This window comes from Bradyrhizobium cedriense (assembly GCF_054602315.1).
This window is the reverse complement of record NZ_JBTSWB010000007.1, coordinates 57,012-79,417: the sequence shown is the minus strand read 5'-3', so window position 1 is coordinate 79,417 and position 22,406 is coordinate 57,012. Positions and strand designations below refer to the sequence as shown.

General features: G+C 64.8%; 21 protein-coding genes and 1 pseudogene. 9 read left to right on the top strand and 13 right to left on the bottom strand.

Translation table 11 applies throughout. From position 1 onward, the window contains the following. Positions 1-11 precede the first annotated feature (11 nt). Entirely contained in the window at positions 12-245 is a 234-nt protein-coding gene (locus tag ACYCVF_RS25890) for a DUF3551 domain-containing protein (RefSeq protein ID WP_459601055.1), read from the bottom strand. Positions 246-408: 163 nt separating this feature from the next. Here ACYCVF_RS25890 and ACYCVF_RS25885 point away from each other — a divergent pair. After that, positions 409-681, top strand: a pseudogene (locus tag ACYCVF_RS25885) (NADH-quinone oxidoreductase subunit D); the annotation flags it as partial. A gap of 19 nt (positions 682-700) precedes the next feature. On the opposite strand, the gene glgX reads toward ACYCVF_RS25885, so the two are convergent. Continuing rightward, positions 701-2,938, bottom strand: a complete 2,238-nt coding sequence (gene glgX, locus ACYCVF_RS25880; RefSeq protein WP_459601053.1) for a glycogen debranching protein GlgX — start codon at positions 2,936-2,938, stop codon at positions 701-703. A 21-nt stretch (positions 2,939-2,959) separates the two neighbouring features. Then, positions 2,960-3,241, bottom strand: coding sequence for a hypothetical protein (locus ACYCVF_RS25875; RefSeq protein ID WP_459601051.1), 282 nt, complete (start codon positions 3,239-3,241; stop codon positions 2,960-2,962). Between the two features lie 201 nt (positions 3,242-3,442). Between ACYCVF_RS25875 and treZ the strand changes: the two genes are divergently transcribed. After that, positions 3,443-5,251, top strand: coding sequence for a malto-oligosyltrehalose trehalohydrolase (gene treZ / locus ACYCVF_RS25870; RefSeq protein WP_459601049.1), 1,809 nt, complete (start codon positions 3,443-3,445; stop codon positions 5,249-5,251). Between the two features lie 233 nt (positions 5,252-5,484). On the opposite strand, the gene ACYCVF_RS25865 is transcribed toward treZ, so the two are convergent. After that, positions 5,485-6,852, bottom strand: coding sequence for an amidase (locus ACYCVF_RS25865; RefSeq protein WP_459606675.1), 1,368 nt, complete (start codon positions 6,850-6,852; stop codon positions 5,485-5,487). Beyond that, positions 6,833-8,029, bottom strand: coding sequence for an MFS transporter (locus ACYCVF_RS25860; RefSeq protein WP_459601045.1), 1,197 nt, complete (start codon positions 8,027-8,029; stop codon positions 6,833-6,835). Before ACYCVF_RS25860 ends, ACYCVF_RS25865 begins: the two co-directional genes overlap by 20 nt. Before the next feature lie 26 nt (positions 8,030-8,055). On the opposite strand from ACYCVF_RS25860, the gene ACYCVF_RS25855 reads away from it, so the two are divergent. Continuing rightward, the gene (locus ACYCVF_RS25855) at positions 8,056-8,391 is read left to right on the top strand and encodes a hydroxyisourate hydrolase (protein WP_459601043.1); all 336 of its coding nucleotides are present in this window, start codon (positions 8,056-8,058) and stop codon (positions 8,389-8,391) included. Here the strand turns inward: ACYCVF_RS25855 and ACYCVF_RS25850 are convergent, their stop codons facing one another. From ACYCVF_RS25850 to ACYCVF_RS25835, 4 genes are read right to left on the bottom strand one after another with little or no spacing between them, the layout of a single operon-like run. Further along, entirely contained in the window at positions 8,392-9,207 is an 816-nt protein-coding gene (locus ACYCVF_RS25850) for an ABC transporter permease (protein ID WP_061020900.1), read from the bottom strand. Continuing rightward, positions 9,207-10,070: an ABC transporter permease gene (locus tag ACYCVF_RS25845; protein WP_459601040.1), complete on the bottom strand. Its 864-nt coding sequence runs from the start codon at positions 10,068-10,070 to the stop codon at positions 9,207-9,209. The genes ACYCVF_RS25850 and ACYCVF_RS25845 overlap by 1 nt, the downstream gene beginning before the upstream one ends. 3 nt (positions 10,071-10,073) lie before the next feature. Beyond that, positions 10,074-11,120, bottom strand: a complete 1,047-nt coding sequence (locus tag ACYCVF_RS25840) for an ABC transporter substrate-binding protein (RefSeq protein WP_459601038.1) — start codon at positions 11,118-11,120, stop codon at positions 10,074-10,076. Between the two features lie 29 nt (positions 11,121-11,149). Further along, positions 11,150-12,244 carry an ABC transporter ATP-binding protein gene (locus ACYCVF_RS25835; protein ID WP_459601036.1) on the bottom strand — a complete coding sequence of 365 codons (1,095 nt, stop codon included), beginning with the start codon at positions 12,242-12,244 and terminating at the stop codon, positions 11,150-11,152. Between the two features lie 88 nt (positions 12,245-12,332). Here ACYCVF_RS25835 and ACYCVF_RS25830 point away from each other — a divergent pair, with 88 nt between their 5' ends. After that, positions 12,333-13,721: an amidase gene (locus ACYCVF_RS25830; RefSeq protein WP_459601034.1), complete on the top strand. Its 1,389-nt coding sequence runs from the start codon at positions 12,333-12,335 to the stop codon at positions 13,719-13,721. On the opposite strand, the gene ACYCVF_RS25825 is transcribed toward ACYCVF_RS25830, so the two are convergent. Further along, the gene (locus ACYCVF_RS25825) at positions 13,722-14,471 is read right to left on the bottom strand and encodes an aspartate/glutamate racemase family protein (RefSeq protein WP_459601791.1); all 750 of its coding nucleotides are present in this window, start codon (positions 14,469-14,471) and stop codon (positions 13,722-13,724) included. A 2-nt stretch (positions 14,472-14,473) separates the two neighbouring features. Then, the gene (locus ACYCVF_RS25820) at positions 14,474-15,208 is read right to left on the bottom strand and encodes a GntR family transcriptional regulator (RefSeq protein WP_459601032.1); all 735 of its coding nucleotides are present in this window, start codon (positions 15,206-15,208) and stop codon (positions 14,474-14,476) included. A 175-nt stretch (positions 15,209-15,383) separates the two neighbouring features. Between ACYCVF_RS25820 and ACYCVF_RS25815 the strand changes: the two genes are divergently transcribed. The 5 genes from ACYCVF_RS25815 to hydA are packed head-to-tail and all read left to right on the top strand — an operon-like array spanning position 15,384 to position 20,161. Further along, positions 15,384-16,388, top strand: coding sequence for an ABC transporter substrate-binding protein (locus ACYCVF_RS25815; protein WP_459606674.1), 1,005 nt, complete (start codon positions 15,384-15,386; stop codon positions 16,386-16,388). Then, positions 16,372-17,223, top strand: coding sequence for an ABC transporter permease (locus ACYCVF_RS25810; RefSeq protein ID WP_459601028.1), 852 nt, complete (start codon positions 16,372-16,374; stop codon positions 17,221-17,223). The genes ACYCVF_RS25815 and ACYCVF_RS25810 overlap by 17 nt, the downstream gene beginning before the upstream one ends. After that, complete coding sequence (locus tag ACYCVF_RS25805; RefSeq protein WP_459601026.1) at positions 17,223-17,999, top strand: ABC transporter ATP-binding protein; 777 nt, start codon at positions 17,223-17,225, stop codon at positions 17,997-17,999. Before ACYCVF_RS25810 ends, ACYCVF_RS25805 begins: the two co-directional genes overlap by 1 nt. Before the next feature lie 9 nt (positions 18,000-18,008). Continuing rightward, on the top strand, positions 18,009-18,740 hold the full coding sequence (locus ACYCVF_RS25800; RefSeq protein WP_459601024.1) for a maleate cis-trans isomerase family protein: 732 nt from the start codon (positions 18,009-18,011) through the stop codon (positions 18,738-18,740). Then, positions 18,701-20,161 (top strand): dihydropyrimidinase, encoded by a 1,461-nt coding sequence (gene hydA, locus ACYCVF_RS25795; protein WP_459601022.1) that lies wholly within the window; start codon positions 18,701-18,703, stop codon positions 20,159-20,161. The genes ACYCVF_RS25800 and hydA overlap by 40 nt, the downstream gene beginning before the upstream one ends. 30 nt (positions 20,162-20,191) lie before the next feature. Here hydA and ACYCVF_RS25790 read toward each other — a convergent pair whose 3' ends face one another. Then, on the bottom strand, positions 20,192-20,818 hold the full coding sequence (locus ACYCVF_RS25790) for an FMN-dependent NADH-azoreductase (protein ID WP_459601020.1): 627 nt from the start codon (positions 20,816-20,818) through the stop codon (positions 20,192-20,194). A 3-nt stretch (positions 20,819-20,821) separates the two neighbouring features. Then, on the bottom strand, positions 20,822-22,396 hold the full coding sequence (locus ACYCVF_RS25785) for an isochorismatase family protein (RefSeq protein WP_459601018.1): 1,575 nt from the start codon (positions 22,394-22,396) through the stop codon (positions 20,822-20,824). Positions 22,397-22,406: the final 10 nt, after the last annotated feature.

The window sequence follows — 22,406 nt, the reverse complement described above, 5'->3', positions numbered from 1 at the left end:
TCGAGCCTCGTTTACCGGTATCCTCGATAGCGGCGTGCATGGGCATGGCGAGGATTGATGCCGCAATAGGCGTTCGTTCCCGACGCAGTCGCCATGCATTGAGCATAACTCGCAAACTGGCAATTGCCTGGATAACCCCAGATGCGGCCCTGAAGGCAGTAGCGATCCTGCGCGACGGCGGTCGAGGCGCCGAAGCCCGTCACGATCGCGATGGCGGCGGAAGCCATGAGCAAACGATGTTTCATGGAAATCTCCAGTTCTGACATTGAACGCGGCCGGTGAAACCGCGTTCCAAAGCCGCGCGAAGCATCGGTATTCGGGGATTGGGGCTCGCGATCGACCTGTGTGAAGCGATCCGGGGCGGATCGCGGTTAGCATGACCGTGCAACGCCTTGGATTGGAAACGGGATGCCCGGCCAGTCTGCCAATCTCGGAAACTTCGCCATCAATTCCGGTCCTCGGCATCCCACCGCCCATGGCGTGCTGCGGCTCGTCCTGGAACTGGATGGCGAAGTCGTCGAGCGTGTCGATCCGGATTCGGCCTGCTGCACCGGGGCACCGAGAAGCTGATCGAGGCCAAGACCTGCCTTCAGGCCGTTCCGTATTTCGATCGGCTCGACTACGTCGCTCCCCAGTCTTGCCATCGAACGATTGATCGGCAGCGAGCTCCCGCTGAGCGGCGCCGCCGGAATTGCGCCGACTAACCAGACAAGGGTGTGTCGGCGATGTCCAACAGCGCACCAAGACCTTGCCGCAGGCGGCGCGTCGCGATGTTATCGTTGGCAAGCCCAAACACCAGCAGGGATCGCCCCGTCACCGCGTAAGCGTGCCCGAACTCGAATTCGGCCATCGGCGCGTCAGGCCGATTGGTGTCGATCAGGCCCAGCCAGCTGCGGCCGTCGGTGACCTCCGGCAGGGTGAAGTTCACGACGTCATGATGCGCGTTGTAGACCAGCAGCATGGTCGCATCCGAGCCCCGGCGCTTGATCCCGGTTTCCTGTGCGCGTCCATCGAGCAGCATTCCGAAGCATTTGGCATTGCCATCCTGCCATTGCTCGGTCGTCATCTCCTCGCCGGATGGCGACAGCCAGGTCACGTCGTTGACGTCGAGCTCCTCGTTGTGCGAGCCGACCAGGAAGCGGCTCCGGTAGAGGATGGGAAATGCCTTGCGGGTGGCAATCAGCTTGCGGGCGAATTCGCGAAGGCTGCGGCCATTCGCGGTGATACCCATCCAGTCGAGCCAGGTGGTTTCGTTGTCCTGGGCGTAGGCGTTGTTGTTGCCGTTCTGGGTGTGACCGAACTCGTCGCCGGCGAGAAGCATCGGCGTGCCGTGGGAGAGCAGCATGGTCGCCAGCAGATTCCGCTTCTGGCGCTCGCGTAGCGTGATGATCTCCGGGTCGTCGGTCGGCCCTTCGGCACCACAGTTCCAGGAATGGTTGTTGCTGTGGCCGTCACGATTGTCCTCGCCATTCGCCTCGTTGTGCTTGTCGTTGTACGAGACGAGATCGTTCAGATTGAAGCCGTCATGGGCCGTGACGAAGTTGACGCTGGCCCACGGCCGGCGCCCGCGCTTGTTGAAGAGATCGCCTGACCCGGAAATGCGCTTGGCAAAATCGGCCAGCGTGCCGGGATCGCCCTTCCAGAACGCGCGTACGGTGTCTCTGAACTTGTCATTCCACTCGGCCCAACCGGGCGGAAACTGACCGACCTGGTAGCCGCCCGGCCCGATGTCCCATGGCTCGGCGATCAGCTTGACGCTGGACAGCACGGGATCCTGACGGCACGCGTCGAGGAAGCCGCCGCCTTCGTCGAAACCATAAGGTTCCCGCGCGAGGATGGTGGCGAGGTCGAAACGGAAACCGTCGACACGCATCTCCGTCGCCCAGTAGCGCAGGGAATCGGCGACCAGCTGAAGCACGCGCTGATGCGAGAGATTGACGGTGTTTCCGGTCCCGGTATCGTTGATGTAGTAGCGCTTCTTGTCCGGCAGCAGGCGGTAATAGCTGGCGTTGTCGATGCCCTTGAACGACAGGGTCGGGCCGAGCTCATTGCCTTCCGCGGTGTGATTGTAGACGACGTCGAGAATGATCTCGATGCCGTGGGCATGAAACTGATTGACCATGGCCTTGAATTCGTTCGCGGAGGACGCCTTGAGGTAGCGCGGGTCCGGCGCGAAGAAGGCGATGGAATTGTAACCCCAGTAATTGCGCAGGCCTTTCTCGACCAGGTAGCTGTCGTCGACGAAGGCATGGATTGGCAGCAACTCGGCGCTCGTGATGCCGAGCGAGCGCAAATAGGCCGGGACGTCCGAATGCGCGAGGCCCGAAAACGTGCCGCGGTCGGCTTCCGGCACCAGCGGATGCAGCTGGGTGAAGCCCTTTACGTGCATTTCGTAGACGATCGTCCGCTCCCACGGCACTTCCGGCTTGCGCGATACGCCCCAGGTGAAGGCTGGATCGATGACGCGGCATTTCTGCATCAACGGAGCGCTGTCGCGTTCGTCATAGGAGAGATCCTTGTCCGCATGGTCGAGCTGGTAGCCGAATAGCTCCGGTCCCCAGCGAAGCTGGCCGACCAGCTGCCTGGCGTAGGGATCGAGCACGAGCTTGTTGGGATTGAAGCGGTGGCCGGCGTCGGGTTCATAAGGGCCATGGACGCGGTAGCCGTAGACGGTGCCGGGGCGGGCGGACCGCAGATATCCATGCCAGACTTCGTCGGTGTATTCGGGAAGCTCGATGCGCTCGAGTTCGGTCTCGCCGGTATCATCGAACAGGCACAGCTCAACCTTGGTGGCATGGGCCGAAAACAGCGCGAAGTTGACCCCCAGCCCATCCCAGGTGGCGCCGAGCGGAAAAGGCCTGCCCTCGGTGACCCGGGTTCGCCGCAGGCTCGATGCCGCCTGCGTCAGCGCATCGTCTGAATGTACTGGTTGGTCCATCTATTCCCCCAAGAAAGGCCATCAGGACGTCGGCGCGATCGGGGCAACCTCAGGTGCCGGCTGCTCGCCGGCGACTGCCGAGCCGACCGCAGCGGCGGGAGGCAAATCGGCCGGCTTGGCCGGTACGGCTGCTCTTTGCAGGGCCGCCTCCTTGCTGATGGCCGAAATCGAGTTGCCGATCCGGCCGACGATGCTGGTCAGTTCAGCATCGGATAATCCAAGGCGCTTTTTGACCAGGCGCACTTGGGCGCGGTCGGTCAGATCGAGTTTATTGCGGATCGGTTGCGGCTTCGCGGGGCGCATGGCGACAGCTCCTGTCTGGGACGGTAACCGTCGCGCCGCTGATTCCGTTCCCAACGTGCTGCAAATGCCCGGCGTCGGCGCCGTGGAGGAACGAACGCACGCAACTCCGCTTTGTCGTCCCGACGCGCGCAGCGATCTTGAAGCATGCCAGGGCGTGAGGCATGCGGGCGAAAGGGGACGGGTTTGAGGCACAGATTGGGAATGGCCGAGCAGAGTCGGCGCCATGGTCCTCAAATTGTCGATCATGGTGTCTCGTTCAACTTGTGGGCACCCTCGGCCCGATCGGTCGAGTTGCTCGAAGTCGGCCAGCCGCCCCGCAAGATGCCGCGCGATGACGACGGCGGGTATCAGCTGCTCAGCCCAACCGCGCATGTCGGCACGCGTTATCAGTTCAGGATCAACGAGGACCTCGTCGTTCCCGATCCCGCCTCGTTCTTCCAGCCCGACGATGTCGGCGCGGCGAGCGAGGTGATCGATACGGCCGCGCTGCGGGATTCCCTACTCTATCCGGGCCGTCCCTGGGCGGAAGCCGTCATCTACGAGCTGCATGTCGGTACGTTCAGTGAGGCGGGCACCTATGCCGGCGTCGAGGAGAAGCTGCCTTATCTTCGCGATCTCGGTATCACCGCCATCGAGCTGATGCCGCTCAATGACGTCCCTGGTCGGCACAATTGGGGCTATGACGGCGTGCTGCTGAACGCGCCGAATGCCCGTTATGGCCGGCCGGAAGATCTCAAGCGGCTGTTGCGGGCCGCGCATGCCCTCGACATCATGGTCTATCTGGATGTGGTCTATAATCATTTCGGACCGCAGCTGAACTATCTGCATTCCTATGCGGAAAACTTCTTCACCGCGCGCCACGCCACCGGCTGGGGTCCGGCCGTCAACCTCGAAGGACACGACGGTTCGTTCGTGCGCGAGTTTCTGGTCGAGAACGCCCTGATGTGGCTGCGCGATTATGGTTTCGACGGATTGCGCTTCGATGCGGTGCACGCGTTGAAAGACGATTCCGAACGACATTTCCTGATCGAGCTCGCCGAGACTCTGCGCGATCAGCTGGCGGGCCGTCACGTGCATCTGATGCTGGAGAACGAGGCCAATCAGGCGCACCTGCTCGAGCGCTCGAAGGGACGGGCGAAGCACTATGACGCGCAGTGGGGTGACGATTTTCACAATGCGCTTCACGTCCTGCTCACGGGCGAAGACGAGGGCTATTACCGCGCCTTCGCAGACAAGCCGCTCGAACATCTCGCGCGATCCCTGACCGAGGGCTTTGCCTATCAGGGCGAAATATTTCCTCTGCACCAGGCGCCCCGCGGCGAGCCGAGCGCTCATCTGCCTCCCGAAGCGACCATCTTCTTCGCCCAGAACCACGATCAGATCGGCAACCGCGCCTTCGGGGAGCGGCTTTCGAGGTTGGTCAGCCCAGAGAAGCTGGAGCAGGCCCTGGCACTGGTTCTGCTGAGCCCGCACATTCCCATGCTGTTCATGGGTGAGGAAGCCGCAGCCGAGACGCCATTCCTGTTCTTCGCGGACTGGACGGGTGAAGCTGCCGAACTGACGCGGGAGGGCCGCCGCAGGGAGTTTTCTAACTTCAAGGCTTTCGCGACGCCCGAAACGCGTGCCAAGATCCCGGACCCCTGCGATGAAAGAACCTTCCAGGTATCCAAGCTGGACTGGACGAGCATCGATCAATCTCCTGCCGGCGCGAGGTTTCGAGCGCTGACGACCCAGTTGCTGACGATACGGCGTGAGAAGATCGTGCCGCTGGTCAAACGGGGGTTCGTTTCGGCAGAGCGGGAACTACTCGGCGCGGATCCCCGCACGGGCGGCGTAGACGTGCGCTGGCGGACGGAGAAGGGCGAGGTCCTGCAGATCGTCGCCAACTTCGCCGATCACGAACTCCCGATGCCGCGGCTGGTCGAGGGTGACAGCCTGTGGCGATTGCGCGGAAGTGGGGCTGGAGCACTTGTGCCCGGGGACATCATCGTGAGACTAGGCCAGGTCTGATCAGCGCGCGAATCTGAACCGAGCTCGGAAGCGACAGCCTCTGCGATGATGGCATCATGCCCCTGTTTTGCCCGACGAGTCAAAGCGGTCGGCGCGTCGATTTGTCTTCAAAAATTCGCTTCTGAAATCAACGGCGTTCTACTGTGCATGGGGTTGTTTTCGCATTTTTGATGCGGGCGCCGGCGCCAGCCCGGCGAGCCTGCATCGTGCAGAGTGACGCCGATCCGCTGGCGTCAGGTTCGCAAGATGGCCTCAATCGCTTGCGCTGCTCCAAGCAGCGAGCGGTCTTGTCCGCGCGCGGCGATGATCTGAAGGCCGAACGGGAGTCCGCACCGATCCGTTCCGCAAGGAATCGAAATCGCCGGCAGGCGCGCATGATTGACGAAGGGCGTGAACGCCGCGTGGGCGCGCGGACTTACGGCCTTTCCGCCGATCATGTCCGGGCCGAGCTGCGTCAGCGGCCAGGCGACGCATGGAACGGTGGGCGTCAGCAGCAGGTCAACCTCGGTGAAGAAGGCTGCGAAGGCATTGGCGATCGCGGCGCTCGCGAGCAGCGCTCCGGCAACTTCCGCACCCGACCAGGAGAGACCTCGTTCGATCTGCTTGGCGATGTCGGTATCGAAGACAGCCGGATCCTTGCGGAGGGTATCGCCATAGAGCGCAGCGAGTCCCGCATGCTGAAGCGGCATGATGGCGTCCTCCGTGGCGCCTGCCGGCCAGACCGGGTCGCGTCTTGCGATGCGCAGACCTTTCCTGGAAAGCCGGTCGACGGCGGAGGCGAGCCCATCCGCGACGACGTCATCGATCGCGACATCGAGACCCAGGCGCGGCGAGAACGCGATACGCTGACCGGCGATGTCTTCGGCCTGCGGTGCAATGACGGCAGAATCCGGATCGCGCGGATCGGCGCCGACTATGGCTTCGAACGCCAGCGTGATATCGGCCGCATCGGACGCGATCGGTGCCATGACGGAGAGGCCGAAGAAGGGCTCGGCGAAACCTGGCCCGTAGGGGATCGCGCCATAGGACGGCTTGAAGCCGGCGACCCCGACATGGGCTGGCGGCCTGCGGCTCGAGCCGCCTGCATCGGTGCCGATGGCGAGCGGCACGATGCCGGCCGCAACCGCGGCCGCCGGGCCCCCCGACGAGCCGCCTGGAGTCAGCTTGGGATCGAGGGGATGCCGCGTTGGCCCATACAGCGGCGAGGTGGTAACCCCCTTGCAGGCGAACTCGGATGTTGCGCCGATGCCGACCACGACCGCTCCGGCCTTGCGCAGGCGCTCGATCGCGATGGCATCGCGCGGTGCGATGAAATCGCGAAACAGCCGCGAGCCCTGCGTCACGCGCCAGCCGCCGACCCAGATATTGTCCTTGACGATGACGGGGACGCCGGCGAGTGGCATTACCTCGCCGGCACGCAGGCGATCATCGACCGCCGCGGCGTCGGCCAACGTGCGTTCGGGATCGATCGTGACGACCGCGTTCAACGCCTTGGCGATCTCGATCCGGGCGAGCGCGGCCTTTGCGGTTTCGACGGCGCTCGTCCGCCCGGCTGCGACATCGGCCGCGATCTCGCGGGCACTATGCGTTGGCATTGTCATGGCCTCCCCAGATCAGCGCTACCGTGCCGCAGAGGGCCAGGCAGGCCAAGGCGAAGAAAGCAGCGCCGAGGGTCGCGGCCCCATCCAGGATCGAAACCAGCGCCGGCGCCGCCAGCAGGCCCGCATAGGACGCGGTCAACACCGCGCCGGTGGTTTCGCCGATCCGGTCCTGCGGGGCGAGGCGGGCGATCTCGGCGATGAAAACGCCGTTCCAGCCCGATGCCGTCAAGCCGAACAGCGTCGCAATCGCGAACTGCCAGTTGCGACTGAGCGATCCTCCGTCGAGGCCGAGCAGCGCGGCGCAGAAAGCCATGCCGACACCGATTACGATGAGCACCATCCGCGAACCATCGAGCCGCATCGCCACATATCCCCAACCGAGCCGGCCGACGAGGCCGCCGGCTTGCGCGCAGGCGAGCGCCATGCCGGCCTCGATATGGCTGAGGCCGAGTTCACGGGTGCCAAGCGTGACGAAGACCGTATTGAGCGACACTTGCATCGCGCTGAACGGCATCGAGGCCAGCGCCAGCATCGCGATGCGCCGGTCCGCCGTCATCAGCGCCAGCCGTGCGCGGAGATCGAGCGTTGGGGGCGGGACGAGCTTGACGGCGTAGGCCGGCCGCAAGCCTTCAAACAGAACGATCGCGAGAAGCGCGCAGAGGCCAACCACCGCATAGCACCAGGCCGGCCCGAACGCGATGGCAATCGCGGGCAGGGCCAGCGAGCCGACTACTGCGCCAATCTGGTTACCGGTCTGGCGCACCGAGAACACGAAGGCGCGCCGCTCGGCCGTCACGAGCCGCGCCAGCAGCGCCGCGCTCGCGGGCGTCTCGGGCCCCATGGCAAGGCCGATGCACAGGCCTGCGGCCAGCAGGGCGGCGCTCGAACCCAGCGAGGCCAGTGCCATGCCGACGACAATGGCCGCCGCGCAGAGGCTCGCGATCCGCAGCGAGCCGACCCGCGCGATGAAGCCGCCGCCCCAGAACGAGGCGGGGATGCCGACCGCGAACACCGCGCAGGAGAACAGCGAGAGCTGCCAGACCTCGATATGAGCGCGCGGCGCGACCACGCCGGGCGCGAACAAGGCCAGCGCAACGAGGGCCTGCAGCGAGGTCATCGCGCCAAGCGCCGGCAGCAATGCGGGTGCTGGCCGACCGACCGTGTTTCCGTCTACCATGGTAGCGTGCTCAAGGGAGGAACCTCGTGGCAGGCGGCATTTCCATTCACGCGGTCGATGTGGCGAGCGGGCGCCCGGCGCAGGGGTTGCGCGTCGAGATCTGGCGGATTGATCCGGACTCCTCGCGCATCGCCGACGGGCGGCTCGGCGCCAACGGCGTGCTCGATCATCCCGTCGCGCAAGGCGCAGGCGTGACGGCCGGCGAGTACGAGGTGCTGTTTCATCTCGGCGAGTTCTTTTCCGACGGCGGCGGCTTCCTGACCGTGACGCCGTTCCGCTTCCGCATCAAGAAAGTTGACGAGCATTTTCATCTGCCGCTGAAATTCACGCGCTGGGGCTACTCGCTGTTTCGAGGCGCCTGATCAGTTCGTCAGCCGCCGCGACAGGCCGGTGACGCGCTCCATGACCGCGACCAGCGCGACGGTGGCTATGATCAGAACGCCCGACAGTGCCGCGATGGTAACGTCGAGCTTGCCTTCGAGATCTTGCCACATCCGGATCGGCAGCATGTCGGTCGCGGCATCGCGCAGGAACAGCGACACCGGCACGTTGTCGAAGGACGACATGAAGGCGATGAAGGCACCCGCGATGATGCCGGGCCGGATCAGCGGCAGCACGATGCGGCGGAACGTGTAGAGACGGCTTGCCCCCAGCACGGCAGAGCTTTCGAGCAGGGTCGGCTCGAGCTGGGCGAGGGCAGCGACCGTGTTGCGCACCACATAGGGAACGCAGACCACGGTGTGTCCGATCACCAGCGTCAGCGGCGACACCGGCAGGCCGACCAGCGAGAACAGCATCAGGGCGGCAAGGCCGAAGGCGAGCGCCGGTAGGACCAGCGGCGACATGAAGAGGGAATCGAGCAGCCGTGCGGACAACGTCCGCGACCGCGAGATCGCGAGCGCGGCCGCGACGCCGAGCACGACGGAGAGGCCGGTCGCCCAGAACGCCACGATCAGGCTGTTCTTCGCCGCGAAATGCAGCTGCCAGGCATTCCACAATTCGGCGTACCAGCGCAGCGAATAGCCCGGCGGCGGGAAGCGCAGCGAGAAGCCGCTGGTAAAGGAGACGATCAGAACGACCAGCGAAGGCGCGATGATGATGATCAGCGCGATCACCGCGATCACGGTCATGACGAGCTCGAAGCTCAGGGCTTCCAGGGTACGCCTGCGGCCGCTCATCACGCCCCTCCATAGCCGCGCGACAGGCGGCCGAGCGTGTTGAAGACCGAGACGACCGCGAGCACGGCGAGCAGGAAGATGATCGAGATCGCCGCCGCAAACGGCCAGTTCTGGAGCGTGGAGGCCTGCTGATAGAGATACATCGGCATGAACAGCATCTGACCCCCGCCGACCAGCGACTGGGTGATGAAGGCGGTGATCGCGGCGGCATAGGTCAGCGTGCAGCCGGCGATCACGCCGGGCAGCGACAGCGGCAGCACGATGCGGAAGAAGGTGCGCCAGCTTCCGGCTCCGAGCGAGCAGGAGGCGTCGTCGAGATTGGGGTCGATGCGGCCGAGCGCGGTGATCAGCGGTAGCGTCATCAGCGGCATCTGCACCTGCGCCAGCGCGATCACGACGCCGAACTGTGTATAGAGCAGCTTAAGGGGAGTATCGATGACGCCGAGCGATTGCAGCGTGGCGTTGATGATGCCCTGCCGGCCCAGGATGACGATCCAGGCGAAGGTACGCACGACCACGCTGGTCAAGAGCGGCAGCAGCACGATCAGGATGATGATGGTCTGGAGCTTTGGTCCGACCCGCTGATAGAGCCAGGCGATGGGAAAGCCGAGCACGAGGCACACCGCCGTCACCTCTGCACCCAACAACAGTGTCGAGCCGAGCACGCTCAGGCTGAAGGGATCGGTGAGAAAGTGCAGGTACTGGCCGAGCCCCCAATGGAGCCCGGCCGTGTCGTTGTGCAGCGAGAGCCAGAACAGTTGCAGCAGCGGAGCGACGAAGAAGACCAGGAAAAACAGCGCAAGCGGCGCCGCCAATCCCATGCCGTAGGAGGTGACGTCCCGTGATGCCGGTGCCGCGCCCATGGTTCAGATCTTGATCTCGCGGTTGAAGCGTTCGATCCAGGCTGAGCGCTGCTCGTTGATCTTCTTCCAGTCCTGGAACACGAATTTCTTCTTCAGCTCGGCGGTGTCCTTGGCGAGCACGCGCGCGATCTCGCCGCCCATCGTCACCTTGGAGTTGGTCGGCACGATCAGATAAGGCGGGTTCATCAGCGTGGTCTGAACCTCGGGTGTCAACGCCGCCTCGATCAGCTTGAAGGCAAGCTCGCGGTTGGGCGAATTCTTGACGATGTGGATCGTGGTCTTGAAGGCGATGGCGCCTTCCTTCGGCGCAACGAACTCGACCGGCACGCCGCGCGCTTTCAGGATCTGGATGGCGTTGAAATTGCCGGGCGAGATGTCGATCTGGCCCTGCTGGAACAGGGTCGCGAGTGCGCCGGGATTGGCGGCCACCGCGGCGAGATTGGGCTTGAGTTCCTCCAGCGCCTTGAAGGCGGGATCGATATTGGCTTCCGAGCCGCCGCGCATCTTGGCGATCTCGACCAGCCAGCCGGTGCCGAGCGTCGAGTTGAGGTTGGTGATGCCGACCCGCCCCTTGAACTCGGGCTTCCAGAGATCGGCCCACGACGTCGGCGGCGTCTTGACGGCTTCCGGATTGTAGGTGAGGCCGACGACCTGGAAGAACGGGGCAGGGCCCATCGGCTCCTGCGCCTCGGCGATCAGGTCTTTGTAGTAGGTGCTCTTCTCGACCGGATAAGGCTCGACCAGACCCTGCCCGATGGCGACAAGCGCCGGACCGGGGTCGTGCAACATGACGTCGATCGGCGGATTGGCCTTGGCGGCATTGACCTTCGCGATCTGGTCGACCGAGAGCATCGGGTCGAGCACGATGGCCGCGTCTGCGTTCGCTTTGCGAAAGGCCGGAACCAGCACCGCCTTGTGGGCTTCCTCCCAGCTCCCGGTGAAGGTCGCAAAGACCAGCGGGCGGGCCTGGGCGAAGCTCAGGCCTGGAAACGCTTTCATGGCCCCGAGTGTGAGCGCCGTGGTCATCAGGCTTCTGCGGTTCACGATCATGTCGAACTCCCTCTGGACAATGACTGGGTCTAAAGCGTTGCGGGAAAGGCGTTGGCGAGCGACGGGGCGAGCGGCGCAAGACGCACCGCAGCGCCGTTTTCCAGTGCGCGCGTCTCGCCGATGCGCGCCTGCGAGACCTTGACGCCGGAGCCGTCGGCAGTTGTGACTTCGTGCACGACGGTGGCGCCGAGCGGCAGCGACATGCCGATGACGCCGGCAAAGCCGGTCTCGTCACCGACGAATTGCAGATGCTCGGGCCTGATGCAGACGGTGACGCGACCGCCCTCGGTGAGCGTGCCGCCCGCGGGGCGCGCGATGATCTCCGCGCCGGCATCGAGGCGAACTTTTGCAGCCGTGCGATCGGCCGAAACCACCACGCCGGGCATGCGGTTGCTGGAGCCGACGAAGGTGTTCACGAACAGGGTCTGCGGACGGTCGTAGACGTCCGACGGCGATCCGAACTGTTCGAGCTTGCCGTGGCTGAGCACGGCGACACGGTCGGCCATCGACAGCGCCTCTTCCTGATCGTGGGTCACGATCAGCGTGGTGATGCCGGAGACCCGCTGCAGCCGCTTGACCTCGATCTGCATGTCGAGCCGCAGATTCTTGTCGAGCGCCGCGAAGGGCTCGTCGAGCAGCAGGATCGATGGCTTGATCGCGAGTGCGCGGGCCAGCGCGACGCGCTGCTGCTGGCCCCCGGAGAGCTGCCGCGGCAGCCGCTCGGACATGGTCGGCAGCTGAACCAGCTCCAAGAGGCGCTGCGCCTCGCGCTGGCGTGTCGCCTTGTCGATGCCGCGGGCGGCGAGGCCGTAGGCGACATTCTCGCTGATCGAAAGATGCGGAAACAGTGCGTAGTTCTGAAAGACGATGCCGACGGCGCGGCGGTTCGGAGGCAGCGCATCGACGATGTCGTCGCCGATGATGATGCGCCCCTGCGTCTGCGCGATGAAGCCGGCGATGATGCGCAGCAGGGTCGTCTTGCCGCAGCCGGAGGGGCCGAGCAGGGCGATGATCTCGCCGCCCTTGATGTCGAGATTGATGTTCTCGACCGCAAGCGCGCCACTCGGATACCGGTGGGTGACCGCGTCGACGACGAGCGATCGGCCGCCTTGCGTTTCAGCCATGGTGTTGCCTCCCGTTGCTCCGGAGGAGAAAGCAAGTCTCGTGCCCGTGCCTGTCGCTTTTCGGCGCGCGTTCAGGCAGGGTGGCCCGATGACATCGGATCAATCGGTTTGCGACCTCACTGCGACGGAGCTTGCGCGCGCGATTGCGAGGCGCGAACTGTCCTCGCGTGAGGCCGTTGAAACGCATCTTGCGCGGATTGCGAGTCTCGATAGTCAATTGGCGGCGTTCGTGACGGTCGATGCGGACGGTGCTCGCCGCGCCGCACAGATTTGCGATTCGGCATCGGCGCCGCTCGGTCCGCTGCACGGCGTGCCTATCGGGATCAAAGACCTCACCGACACCGGCGGGCTCAAGACGACCTATGGATCGGTGCTGTTTCGCGATCACGTTCCGGCCGAGGACGATCTCGTGGTGGCGCGGCTGCGCCGCGCCGGCGCGATCAGTCTGGGCAAGACCAACACGCCGGAATTCGGCTTCGGGGCGGTCTGCACCAACCGATTGCGCGGGCCGACGCGCAATCCCTTCGATACCGCGCTGACCTCCGGCGGATCGTCCGGCGGCTCTGCCGTCGCGGTCGCGGCCGGCATGGTGCCGCTGGCGCACGGCACCGATTTCGGCGGCTCCGTACGCACGCCGGCCAGCTTCTGCGACGTCGCATCGATCCGGCCGACGCCCGGCCGCATTCCTTCGCCGGGCCGGCCGCTCGGCTGGGATATGCTCGCCACCCACGGTTTCCTTGCGCGCGGTGTCGATGACCTCGCGCTTGCACTGTCGGTGTGCGAGGGAAGCGATTTGCGCGACCCCGTGTCGATCGGCGTCGGCAGCGACGACCGGTCGATCGCGGGACGTCCCCGGATCGCCGTCACACCCGACTTCGGCGTTGCACCGGTCGCGCGCGACGTTCGCGAGCGTTTCAACACCGCGTGCGAGGCGCTGGCCCGCGTTGCCGAAATCGTGCCGGCCTCGCCCGATTGTAGCGGCGCGATCGAAACATTCCGCACGCTGCGAGCTGCGCACATCGCCAACAGCTACGGCGAGTTGCTGAGGGCCCGGCGCGCGGAGCTCACTCCGACGGTGATCTGGAATATCGAGGCCGGCGCAAATCTGTCCGCGGAGGACTACCTGAACGCCGAACGGCGTCGCACCGTCATCTACCGCAGCTTTCGTGAGCTTTTCACCCGCGCCGATTTCCTGGTCGTGCCTGCGGCGTCGGTGTTTCCCTGGCCGAACGAGATCAGCGATGTCACCGCCATTGACGGGGTCGCCCTGGAGACGCCGATCGACTATCTCGCCGTGACATTCATCGTGTCGCTGGTCGGCTTCCCCGTCCTGACCGTGCCGGTACGACGAGAACCGAACGAATTGCCCTTCGGCATTCAGGTCATCGCGCCGCCCGGAGGCGAATCCCGGTTGTTTGCCTTCGGCCGAGTACTCGAGAACGAATTGGGTTTTTCGCATCGGCGGCCGCCTCTCTGATCAGCTGTCGCGATGCTCGAGCCGGGCGGCGAGCGCATCGGCAAGACCCGTGGTCGGCTTGGCGGCGGGCCGCCGGAACGTGCCTGCCCTTGCCTTGCGCAACCGCAGTGCATGGAGCGCTTCCGCTTGCTTCACCGACGCGACGACCTGATCGACTACGGGAACGGGGATCCGGTCCGCGACGCGTGCTGCGAGGCCGGAGAGCGGGGCGCCCGCAAAGATCAGTACATCAGCCTCGTCCTCGGCGATGGCGCGCTGGGCGAGCTCGACCAGCACGTCCTCCTTCTCGGTGCCGACCTCGGAGATCGCCTGAAACGGCGTATCGAGCATACGGATGCCGGCGCAACGCTCCCACAATCCATGCGCGCGAACGCACTCCTCGTACCAGGGCCCGAGCGCCTGGGCGAAGGTGACGATGGCAAATCGGCGCCCGGCCATGCAGGCCGTCAGCATGGCCGCTTCCGCCATGCCGACCACGGGAATGTCGAAGGTCTCGCGCGCGGCGAAGAGGCCGGGATCGCCGAAGGCGGCGATGATCGCGGCGTCGACCGTCCTGTACTGCTCGGCGAGCATCTCCAGCGCAATGGCCCCGCCGATCTGCGCCTCGGTGCGCGTCGCGATATAGGGCACGCCGCGGGTCGCGGTGCAGGGGATCAGCTCCGTCCCGGGGGAAGCCGCGCGCTGCCCGACACCCATCATCAGGTGCGTGACTTCTTTGCTGGTATTCGGGTTAAGCAGCAGGAGCTTCATGTTCATGCCGCCGTCTGCTTGGCCTGAGAGGCGGCGAGGACTTCGAGCAGCGCCGTGCCGGTGCGTGCGACATGCGCGCCGAGCAGGCGGCCGGCTGCTTCGCCGTCGCGCGCTTCGAGGGCGGCCAGGATATCGGCGTGCTCGTCGACCGAATTGCTCCAGCGGCGATCGGCGCCGAGCGCGAGAAAACGCGCGCGCTCGGCGCGGGAGATCAACGTCTCGTGCGCTTCGCGCAGCGGCGTATTGCGGGCCATGCGGACGATGGTGTTGTGGATCTCGCCGTTGATGGCGAAATAGTCGTCGAGCTTGCCGTTGCGGTGATGACCTTCCATCCGGGTCTGAAGCGTGCGCAGGCGCGCGAGATCGCGCTCGGTGGCGCGCCCCGCCGCGAGCTCGGCGGCGAGCCGCTCGATGCCGGCGAGGGCCTCGAACAATTCCGAGATGCCGTCGACCGCAATGTCGGCGATGCGCGGGCTACGGTTGGGGCGGAGCTCGATCAATCCTTCGGCGGCCAGCACCTTCATGGCCTCGCGCAAGGGGGTGCGCGACACGCCGAGCTCCTTCGACAGCCGGGTCTCCTGGGTCTGCGAGCCCGGCGGCAGCTCGCCGCGAATGATCATCGTCCGCATCCGCGCAGCAGCGCGCTCATGCAGGCCCATCCGCTTGAGTTTCGGCGACTTTCGTCCCTTCGGCGCATCCGATTTCTGCTGCACGCGTGCCTCACTGCTTCCGCTCATCCTAGCCGCTTCCCGGCTGCTACTGCTGCCTAAAATATCGACCTATCTCGCTGAAAACAATGGCATAGCGCGCAAATTGTATGCAGCATGCAAAAACCGGATTGCGCTGCGGGGAAGAGCGGCGGATGATTGCTGCCAACGCGCGGGATCCCGCGCCTTCGAAACGGAGTAAGCGATGCGGACGGGTTTGCGACTGGGCCTCGTGATGATGGTGGCGGTGCTTGGCGGAAGCGGGACCGCCTCCGCGCAGACCGCAAAGATCAAGCTCGGCTACGCAAAATGCGCGCACTGCCTGCCGATGTCGCTGATCCCAGGCATGGCCAAGGGCGTCGAAGTCGAGGCTACCGGCTTCAACTCGGGGAACGACGTTCTGACCGCCCTGGTATCGAAGAGTATCGACGTCGCGCAGGTCACCTACCTCCACTACATCACCGCGCTGGACAAAGGTTTTGACGTCGTCGCCGTATCGGGCCAGATCAACGGTGGCTCGGAATGTCTGTCCTCCGCGAAGCTGAACTTGCCGCCCGAGGACTGGGCCGCTTTCAAGGCGACCGTTGCGAAGGCGAAGAGCGACGGGCAGCCGCTGAAGGTCGCGGCGTCCCGCGGCAATGCGCAGGACATCCATATGCGCGGCGCGTTCCTCAAGCAGGGCGTCGATCCCAACAAGGACATCCAGTTCATCAACATCCCCAATCCGTCCGACCATCTCGCGGCGCTCCAGCGCGGTGAGGTCGACATGGTCTGCTCGGTCGAGCCGTTCGCCTCGCAGATCCGGCTCGCCGGTGCCGGCAAGCACTTCGTGCTGCCGTATGAACAGGCCGCAGGCAATCTGACCAACCTGATCGTCACCCGTTCCGACGTGATCGCCAGCCAGCGCGCCGGCGTCCAGGGCGTCGTCGCCGCCGTGGTCGAACTCGACAACAAGCTGATCGCCGACAAGGGACCGTGGATCGAGGTCATCAACAAGCTCACCGGGCTCGACAAGACGGTGGCGACCGAGGCGCTCAAGAATGCCTCCCCCGATCCTGCGATCCATCGGTCGCAGACCCTGGCGATCGCGGCGATGATGCGCGACCTCAAGTACATCTCCAAGGACGTCTCCGCGGAAGCGGAGAAGAACATGGACTATTCGTTCCTGGAAAAGGCCACGGGAAAGGCCAAGAATGACCTCGGTTACTGACGTCTCGCCCGCCAGGCCGGCGTTTCGGCTGACGCGGGCGTTCCACGGGCTCGAGCGCCTCGTGGTGCCTGCGCTGCTGATCGCGGGCTGGGAGGCCTTTGCGCGCAGCGGCATGCTGCCGCCCGCGCTGCTGCCAGCGCCGAGCGCGGTGCTGCATGCGCTCGGCGACTGGGTGTTCGGCTTCGACGAGACCACGCAGACCTACTCCGGCCATTGGTTGCGTGATGCGCTCGCCAGTGCTCTTCGCGTCTTTGGCGGCTTTGCATTGGCAAGCCTGCTCGGAATCCTTGCCGGGGTCGCGATCGGCTGGTCCCGGCTGTTCGAGAAGACACTGGAGCCGACACTGCAGATGTTGCGCCCGATCCCGCCGGTGTCCTGGATTCCGCTCGCCATCATCTGGTTCGGGATCGCCGACAAGCCGGCGATCTTCCTGGTCTTCCTCGGCGCATTCTTTCCGGTGCTGATGAACAGCATTCATGGCGTCAAGACCGTGGACCACAATCTCGTGCGGGCAGGCGCGATGATGGGCGCGAACGGACGGCAGATGCTCACCGACATCGTGCTGCCGGCGGCGTTGCCCTCGATCTTCGCTGGCCTGCGCATCGCGGTCGGCTCGGCCTGGATGCTGACGGTCACGGCCGAAATGGTCGCGGTGAAGAGCGGCCTTGGCTATGTGCTCTGGGATTCCTATTACTTCCTGCGTTACGACATCGTGCTCGCGGCGATGATATCAATCGGGCTGCTCGGCTATCTCTCCGACCTCGGCCTCAAGGCGATCATGGCGCGCACGCTGCGCTGGCAGCAGACAACCACGGTGCAGGGCAGGACGGGCTGATGGCGGCAATCGAGCTTCGCAACATCGTCAAGGTTTTCTCCGACAAGCGGCGCGGCCGCGACCTGCTGACGCTTGACAACATCAATCTCGACATCGAGGCCAATGATTTCGTCTGCCTGCTCGGCCCGTCGGGCTGCGGCAAGTCGACCCTCCTCAACATCATCGCCGGCTTCGAGCAGGCGACCTCCGGCCGCACGCTGGTCGACGGCAGGCAGGTGGAGCGGCCCGGCTCGGACCGTGGCGTGGTGTTCCAGCAGCCGACCCTGATGCCGTGGCTGACGGCCATGGATAACATCGCCTTCCACCTCAAGCTCAAGGGCGTCGCCAAGGCCGAGCGGCACCACCGCGCCATGGAGTTCATCGATCTCGTCGGCCTGCGCGGTTTCGAGCATCATCATCCCTCCGAAATGTCGGGCGGCATGAATCAACGCGTCGGCATCGCCCGCGCACTGTTGATGAACCCGAGCGTCATCCTGATGGACGAGCCATTCGCGGCGCTGGATGCCCAGACCAAGCTCGAAATGCAGGAGGAGCTGGTCGCGATCTGGCAGAAGCGCCGCTGCACCATCGTATTCGTCACCCACAGTGTCGACGAAGCGCTGGTGCTCGGCAACAAGATCGTGGTGATGACCAGGCGGCCGGGCCGGATCCGGGAGGCCGTCAATTTCGACCTGCCGCGCCCGCGCGATATCACCAGCCCCGAGTTCAACGACGCAAAGCGCCACATCTTGTCTCTGATCCGCGAGGAGTCGACGCGCCTTGCGCAGGCGTCGTAAGGTTTCGGCATGCGCAAGCGTCTCGGCATGATCACGCCGTCCTCTAATTCGGTGCTCGAGCCCGTCACCAGCGCAATGTTGGCCGGCGCTTCCGGCGTCACTGCGCATTTCTCGCGCTTCCGCGTTACGGAGATTGCACTCGACGCGGCCGCGTTGAGTCAGTTCGATGCCTCGGCAATGCTGCCCGCGGCGGATCTGCTGGCCGATGCCAGGGTCGACTCGATCGCCTGGAACGGCACGTCGGCGAGCTGGCTGGGCATCGACCGCGACCGAAGCCTTTGCGATGCGATCACGGCGCGCACAGGCGCGCCGGCGACGACGTCGACGCTGGCTTGCATCGATGCCGCCCGTGCGATCGGCGCCAAACGCGTCGGACTTGTCTCGCCCTACACGGACGACGTTCAGCGGCGTATCGCGGACGTCTGGGCCGGGGAGGGAGTGGCGCCGCATGCCGAGCGGCATCTCGGGCTGCGCGACAATTTCTCGTTCGGCGAGGTCACACCTGCGACGATCGCCGACATGATCCGGGCCGTGGCGGTGGAGGGTGCCGACGCGATTGTCATCCTGTGCACCAATCTCGACGGCGCCGCGCTGGCGGCCACGCTGGAGCGGGAGCTGGACATCGCCGTGCTCGACTCGGTCACGGTGACGCTTTGGCGGTCCCTCGGCCTCGCCGGCGGCGACACCAGGACCCTTGCGCAATGGGGCCGGATCTTCCAGACAGTGCCAGCCATCAAGTGACGGAGGCCTCAGTGACGCAGCTCGATCTCGCCATTCGCGGCGGCACCATCGTGACGGCCAGCGACGAGTTTCGCGCCGATATCGGCATTCGCGACGGCCGTATCGTCAGCATTGCTGACAGCATCGAGGGCGCGGCACGCGAGGTCGATGCGACGGGATTGCTCGCGTTGCCGGGTGGGATCGACAGCCACGTTCACATCTCGCAGCCCTCGGGCCCCGACGTCGTCATGGCCGACGACTTCGCCTCGGCGACGCGCGCTGCGGCTGCCGGCGGCAACACCATGGTGCTGCCCTTCGCGCTTCAGGAGAAGGGCACCTCGCTGCGTACTTGCGTGGAGAACTACCGCAAGCTTGCCGAGGGCGAGTGCTACATCGACACGGCGTTCCATCTCATCATTTCCGATCCGACGGCTGTCGTGCTCGGACAGGAGCTTCCGGCTCTCGTCAAGGACGGCTACACCTCCTTCAAGGTGTTCATGACCTATGACGACCTCGTGCTCAGCGACAAGCAGCTGCTCGAGGTCTTCGACGTCGCGCGCCGTGAGGAGGCGCTGGTGATGGTCCATTGTGAGGGCTACGATGCCATCCGCTTCCTCACCACCAAGCTGGAACGTGAAGGCCACATCGCGCCCTATTATCACGGCACCTCTCGGCCCCAGGCCGTGGAGCGCGAGGCGACGCACCGAGCCATCAGCCATGCCGAGGTGATCGGCGTTCCCATCATGATCGTGCACGTCTCGGGCCGCGAGGCGATGGAGCAGGTGCGCTGGGCCCAGCAGCGCGGATTGCCGGTGCATGCCGAGACCTGCCCGCAATACATCACGCTGACCGCCGACGACATGAAGGGCCTGAACATGGACATATCAGGTGCGAAGTACGTCTGCTCGCCGCCGCCGCGCGATATTGAGAGCCAGCAGGCGATCTGGGAGGGCATCACGTCAGGCGTGTTCCAGACCTTCTCGTCCGATCATTGCCCGTTCCGCTACGACGATCCCAAGGGCAAGCTGACGCCGAATTCCCGCACCTCGTTCCGCTGGGTGCCGAATGGCATCCCCGGCGTCGAGACCCGGCTTCCGATCCTGTTCTCCGAAGGCGTCACGAAGGGACGCATCACCCTACAAAAATTCGTCGAGCTGACCGCGACCAATCACGCGCGGATTTATGGTCTCTATCCGCGCAAGGGCTCGATCGGCGTCGGTTTTGACGCCGACATCGTTCTCTGGGATCCCAAATTGAAGAAGCCCATCCGGCAGGCCGATCTGCATCACGGGTCAGACTACACGCCATGGGAAGGCTTCGAGGTCACGGGATGGCCGGTGACGACGATCGCCCGCGGCCAAGTGGTCTATGACCAGGGTCGGATCGTCGGCGCCAAGGGAGCAGGCAATGTGCTGAGCCGGGGCAAGTCGAGCCTGATCTGATCCAGCTCGATGCGTCGTCAAAGTGGGCCTCTAGAAAGTCGCGGCCATGGCAGCGAGGCGTTGATGGGCCCTTTCACGGGCAGCATCGATCGGCCGCTGCGGTCCGGTGGTTGGACCGATCAGCAGGAAGCGGACATTGCTGATTCCGATAAAGCGCAGGATTTCCCGCAGGTAAGGCGTTGCCATATCGGTGCGACCGCGGTTCATTCCGGTGGCAAAATCGCTGCCGCTGGCGAGGATCACCAGTGTCGGCCGGTCCTGCAGCAGCGGAATATAGCCCTGTGATGGATCGAACCGAAAGGTGAGCCCCGGCTGGACGATGATGTCGAACCACTGCTTGAGCTTGTATGGAATACTGAAGTTCCACATCGGGGTCGAGATCAAGACCCGATCGGCAAGCGAAAAGCGCAGCGCCATTCGCTCGGCTTCGGCAAAACTGTCGCGTTGCGCGTCGTTGAAGGCTTGAGCCTTCATGCGTGCATATTTGGCCTCGACGATGGGGCCCGTGAATTCCGGCATCCGCTCGCGCCAGATGTCCACGACGTCGACGTCCCAATCCGGCCGAGCCCGGCGGAATCCGTCAAGAAAGACGCGCGCGCCGGCATTCGATTCGGACTCGGCGCGAGGCGAGCAGGACAGATGCAGGAGCTTCGCCACAGTTCATCCCAGCGCTCTGATGACGGTATCGGCCCTGGTCACGACGGCGACGTTCTGCATGGCAAAATTGATCGAGGCGTTGTGCCAGTCGGCATTCATGGTCGAGCAGCAATCCTCGGGCACGATCATGAAATATCCCTTGTCCGCGCCCGTGCGAGCGGTGTGCTCGATCGACATGTTGGTCCAGGCGCCGGTGTTGATGATCATGTCGCGGCCTGTCGCTTTCAGGATCGTCTCCAGCCGCGTGCCTTCCCAGGCGCTCATGCGCATCTTCTCGACCACGAAATCGCCGGGCCGCGGCTCGAGGCCGGAAACGGGTGCGGCACCCCAGCTTCCGCGCACCATCGCCTTGCTGTCGACGAGGCCCTCGAACAACGGTGCATTCAGCGTGACGCCGGGGGCGCCGGGCTCGACGATGAACCAGACATGGATGATGGCGACACCGCGGGCGCGTGCGGCCTCCGCCAGACGTCGCACATTCTCCACGACATGCTGTTGCTTTGCATGATCCGGCGCGCCTGACTCGGCGAATGCGCCGCCGTCCATGATGACGTCGTTCTGAAGGTCCTGGATGATCATGGCGCAGCGATGCGGATCGAGCCGCATCTCGCCTTCGGTCAGAACGGGCGAGGGCGGCGATGAGCTCGGGCCTGCTCCGCCGCCGGGGCGCCTGCCGCTCATGTAGGGCTCATGGCGAGGCCCGACTCTGGTCGGGATTGCGTACACCGAATGGGTCGAGGTGAGATAAAGCGTGCGGAAATCCGGTCCGCCCCAGGCGAGGTTGGCGACCAACTCCGGCACGCGGACCTTGCCGAGCAGTTCGCCACGCGGCGAATAGACCCAGACGCCGCCGGGTGCGGTGACCCAGATATTGGCGTGCTGGTCGCACTTCATGCCATCGGGCAGACCGGGTTCGAGCTCGGACTTGGTGCTACTCGCAAACACCCGTGCATTCGACAGCGAACCGTCGTTGTTGACGTCGAATACGCGGATCAGGGCTTGCACGGTGTCGTTGACGTAGAGCAGCTTCTCGTCCGGCGAGAAGCACAGCCCGTTCGGCTGATCGAACAGGTTTCGCTCGACCACGAGCTTCGGTTCGCCGCCGGGCACAAGGCGATAGACGCCCTGGAAACCGAGCTGGCGCGGCCGCTCGACGCCATAGACGGGCATCCGTCCATACCAGGGGTCGGAGAAATAGATCGCGCCGGACGAATGGACGCAGACGTCGTTCGGGCTATTGAGCTCCTGGCCCTGGAAGTGCGAGGCAAGCACCTCGCGTCGCCCGTCCGGCCGTTCGCGTACCAGTGACGAGGTTGCGTGCTCGCAGACGATCAGATTGAGCTCGGCATCATAGGTCATGCCGTTGCATTTGTTGGAGGGACGCTTGATCTCCACGACGCCGCGCCGCGCATCCCAGCGCCGCCGCACGTCGCCCGGCATATCCGAGAACAGCAGATAGTGATCGACCGGATGCCAGATCGGCCCTTCCGTGAAGTCAAAGCCGGTGCCGACTTGCGCGACCGGCGCGTAAGGATCGATCAAAGTCTCGAATTCGGAGCGCAAGGTCACGTGCGTCATCGGCAGAACC

Excerpts from the sequence above, each read along its gene's own strand:
- treZ (WP_459601049.1), top strand. The coding sequence starts at position 3,443 with ATGGCCGAGCAGAGTCGGCGCCATGGTCCTCAAATTGTCGATCATGGT.
- ACYCVF_RS25835 (WP_459601036.1), bottom strand. The coding sequence starts at position 12,244 with ATGGCTGAAACGCAAGGCGGCCGATCGCTCGTCGTCGACGCGGTCACC.
- ACYCVF_RS25840 (WP_459601038.1), bottom strand. The coding sequence starts at position 11,120 with ATGATCGTGAACCGCAGAAGCCTGATGACCACGGCGCTCACACTCGGG.
- ACYCVF_RS25865 (WP_459606675.1), bottom strand. The coding sequence starts at position 6,852 with ATGACAATGCCAACGCATAGTGCCCGCGAGATCGCGGCCGATGTCGCA.
- ACYCVF_RS25800 (WP_459601024.1), top strand. The coding sequence starts at position 18,009 with ATGCGCAAGCGTCTCGGCATGATCACGCCGTCCTCTAATTCGGTGCTC.
- ACYCVF_RS25860 (WP_459601045.1), bottom strand. The coding sequence starts at position 8,029 with ATGGTAGACGGAAACACGGTCGGTCGGCCAGCACCCGCATTGCTGCCG.
- ACYCVF_RS25825 (WP_459601791.1), bottom strand. The coding sequence starts at position 14,471 with ATGAAGCTCCTGCTGCTTAACCCGAATACCAGCAAAGAAGTCACGCAC.
- glgX (WP_459601053.1), bottom strand. The coding sequence starts at position 2,938 with ATGGACCAACCAGTACATTCAGACGATGCGCTGACGCAGGCGGCATCG.
- hydA (WP_459601022.1), top strand. The coding sequence starts at position 18,701 with ATGGGGCCGGATCTTCCAGACAGTGCCAGCCATCAAGTGACGGAGGCC.
- ACYCVF_RS25820 (WP_459601032.1), bottom strand. The coding sequence starts at position 15,208 with ATGAGCGGAAGCAGTGAGGCACGCGTGCAGCAGAAATCGGATGCGCCG.
- ACYCVF_RS25785 (WP_459601018.1), bottom strand. The coding sequence starts at position 22,396 with ATGACGCACGTGACCTTGCGCTCCGAATTCGAGACTTTGATCGATCCT.
- ACYCVF_RS25890 (WP_459601055.1), bottom strand. The coding sequence starts at position 245 with ATGAAACATCGTTTGCTCATGGCTTCCGCCGCCATCGCGATCGTGACG.
- ACYCVF_RS25845 (WP_459601040.1), bottom strand. The coding sequence starts at position 10,070 with ATGGGCGCGGCACCGGCATCACGGGACGTCACCTCCTACGGCATGGGA.
- ACYCVF_RS25850 (WP_061020900.1), bottom strand. The coding sequence starts at position 9,207 with ATGAGCGGCCGCAGGCGTACCCTGGAAGCCCTGAGCTTCGAGCTCGTC.
- ACYCVF_RS25810 (WP_459601028.1), top strand. The coding sequence starts at position 16,372 with ATGACCTCGGTTACTGACGTCTCGCCCGCCAGGCCGGCGTTTCGGCTG.
- ACYCVF_RS25875 (WP_459601051.1), bottom strand. The coding sequence starts at position 3,241 with ATGCGCCCCGCGAAGCCGCAACCGATCCGCAATAAACTCGATCTGACC.
- ACYCVF_RS25815 (WP_459606674.1), top strand. The coding sequence starts at position 15,384 with ATGCGGACGGGTTTGCGACTGGGCCTCGTGATGATGGTGGCGGTGCTT.
- ACYCVF_RS25830 (WP_459601034.1), top strand. The coding sequence starts at position 12,333 with ATGACATCGGATCAATCGGTTTGCGACCTCACTGCGACGGAGCTTGCG.
- ACYCVF_RS25805 (WP_459601026.1), top strand. The coding sequence starts at position 17,223 with ATGGCGGCAATCGAGCTTCGCAACATCGTCAAGGTTTTCTCCGACAAG.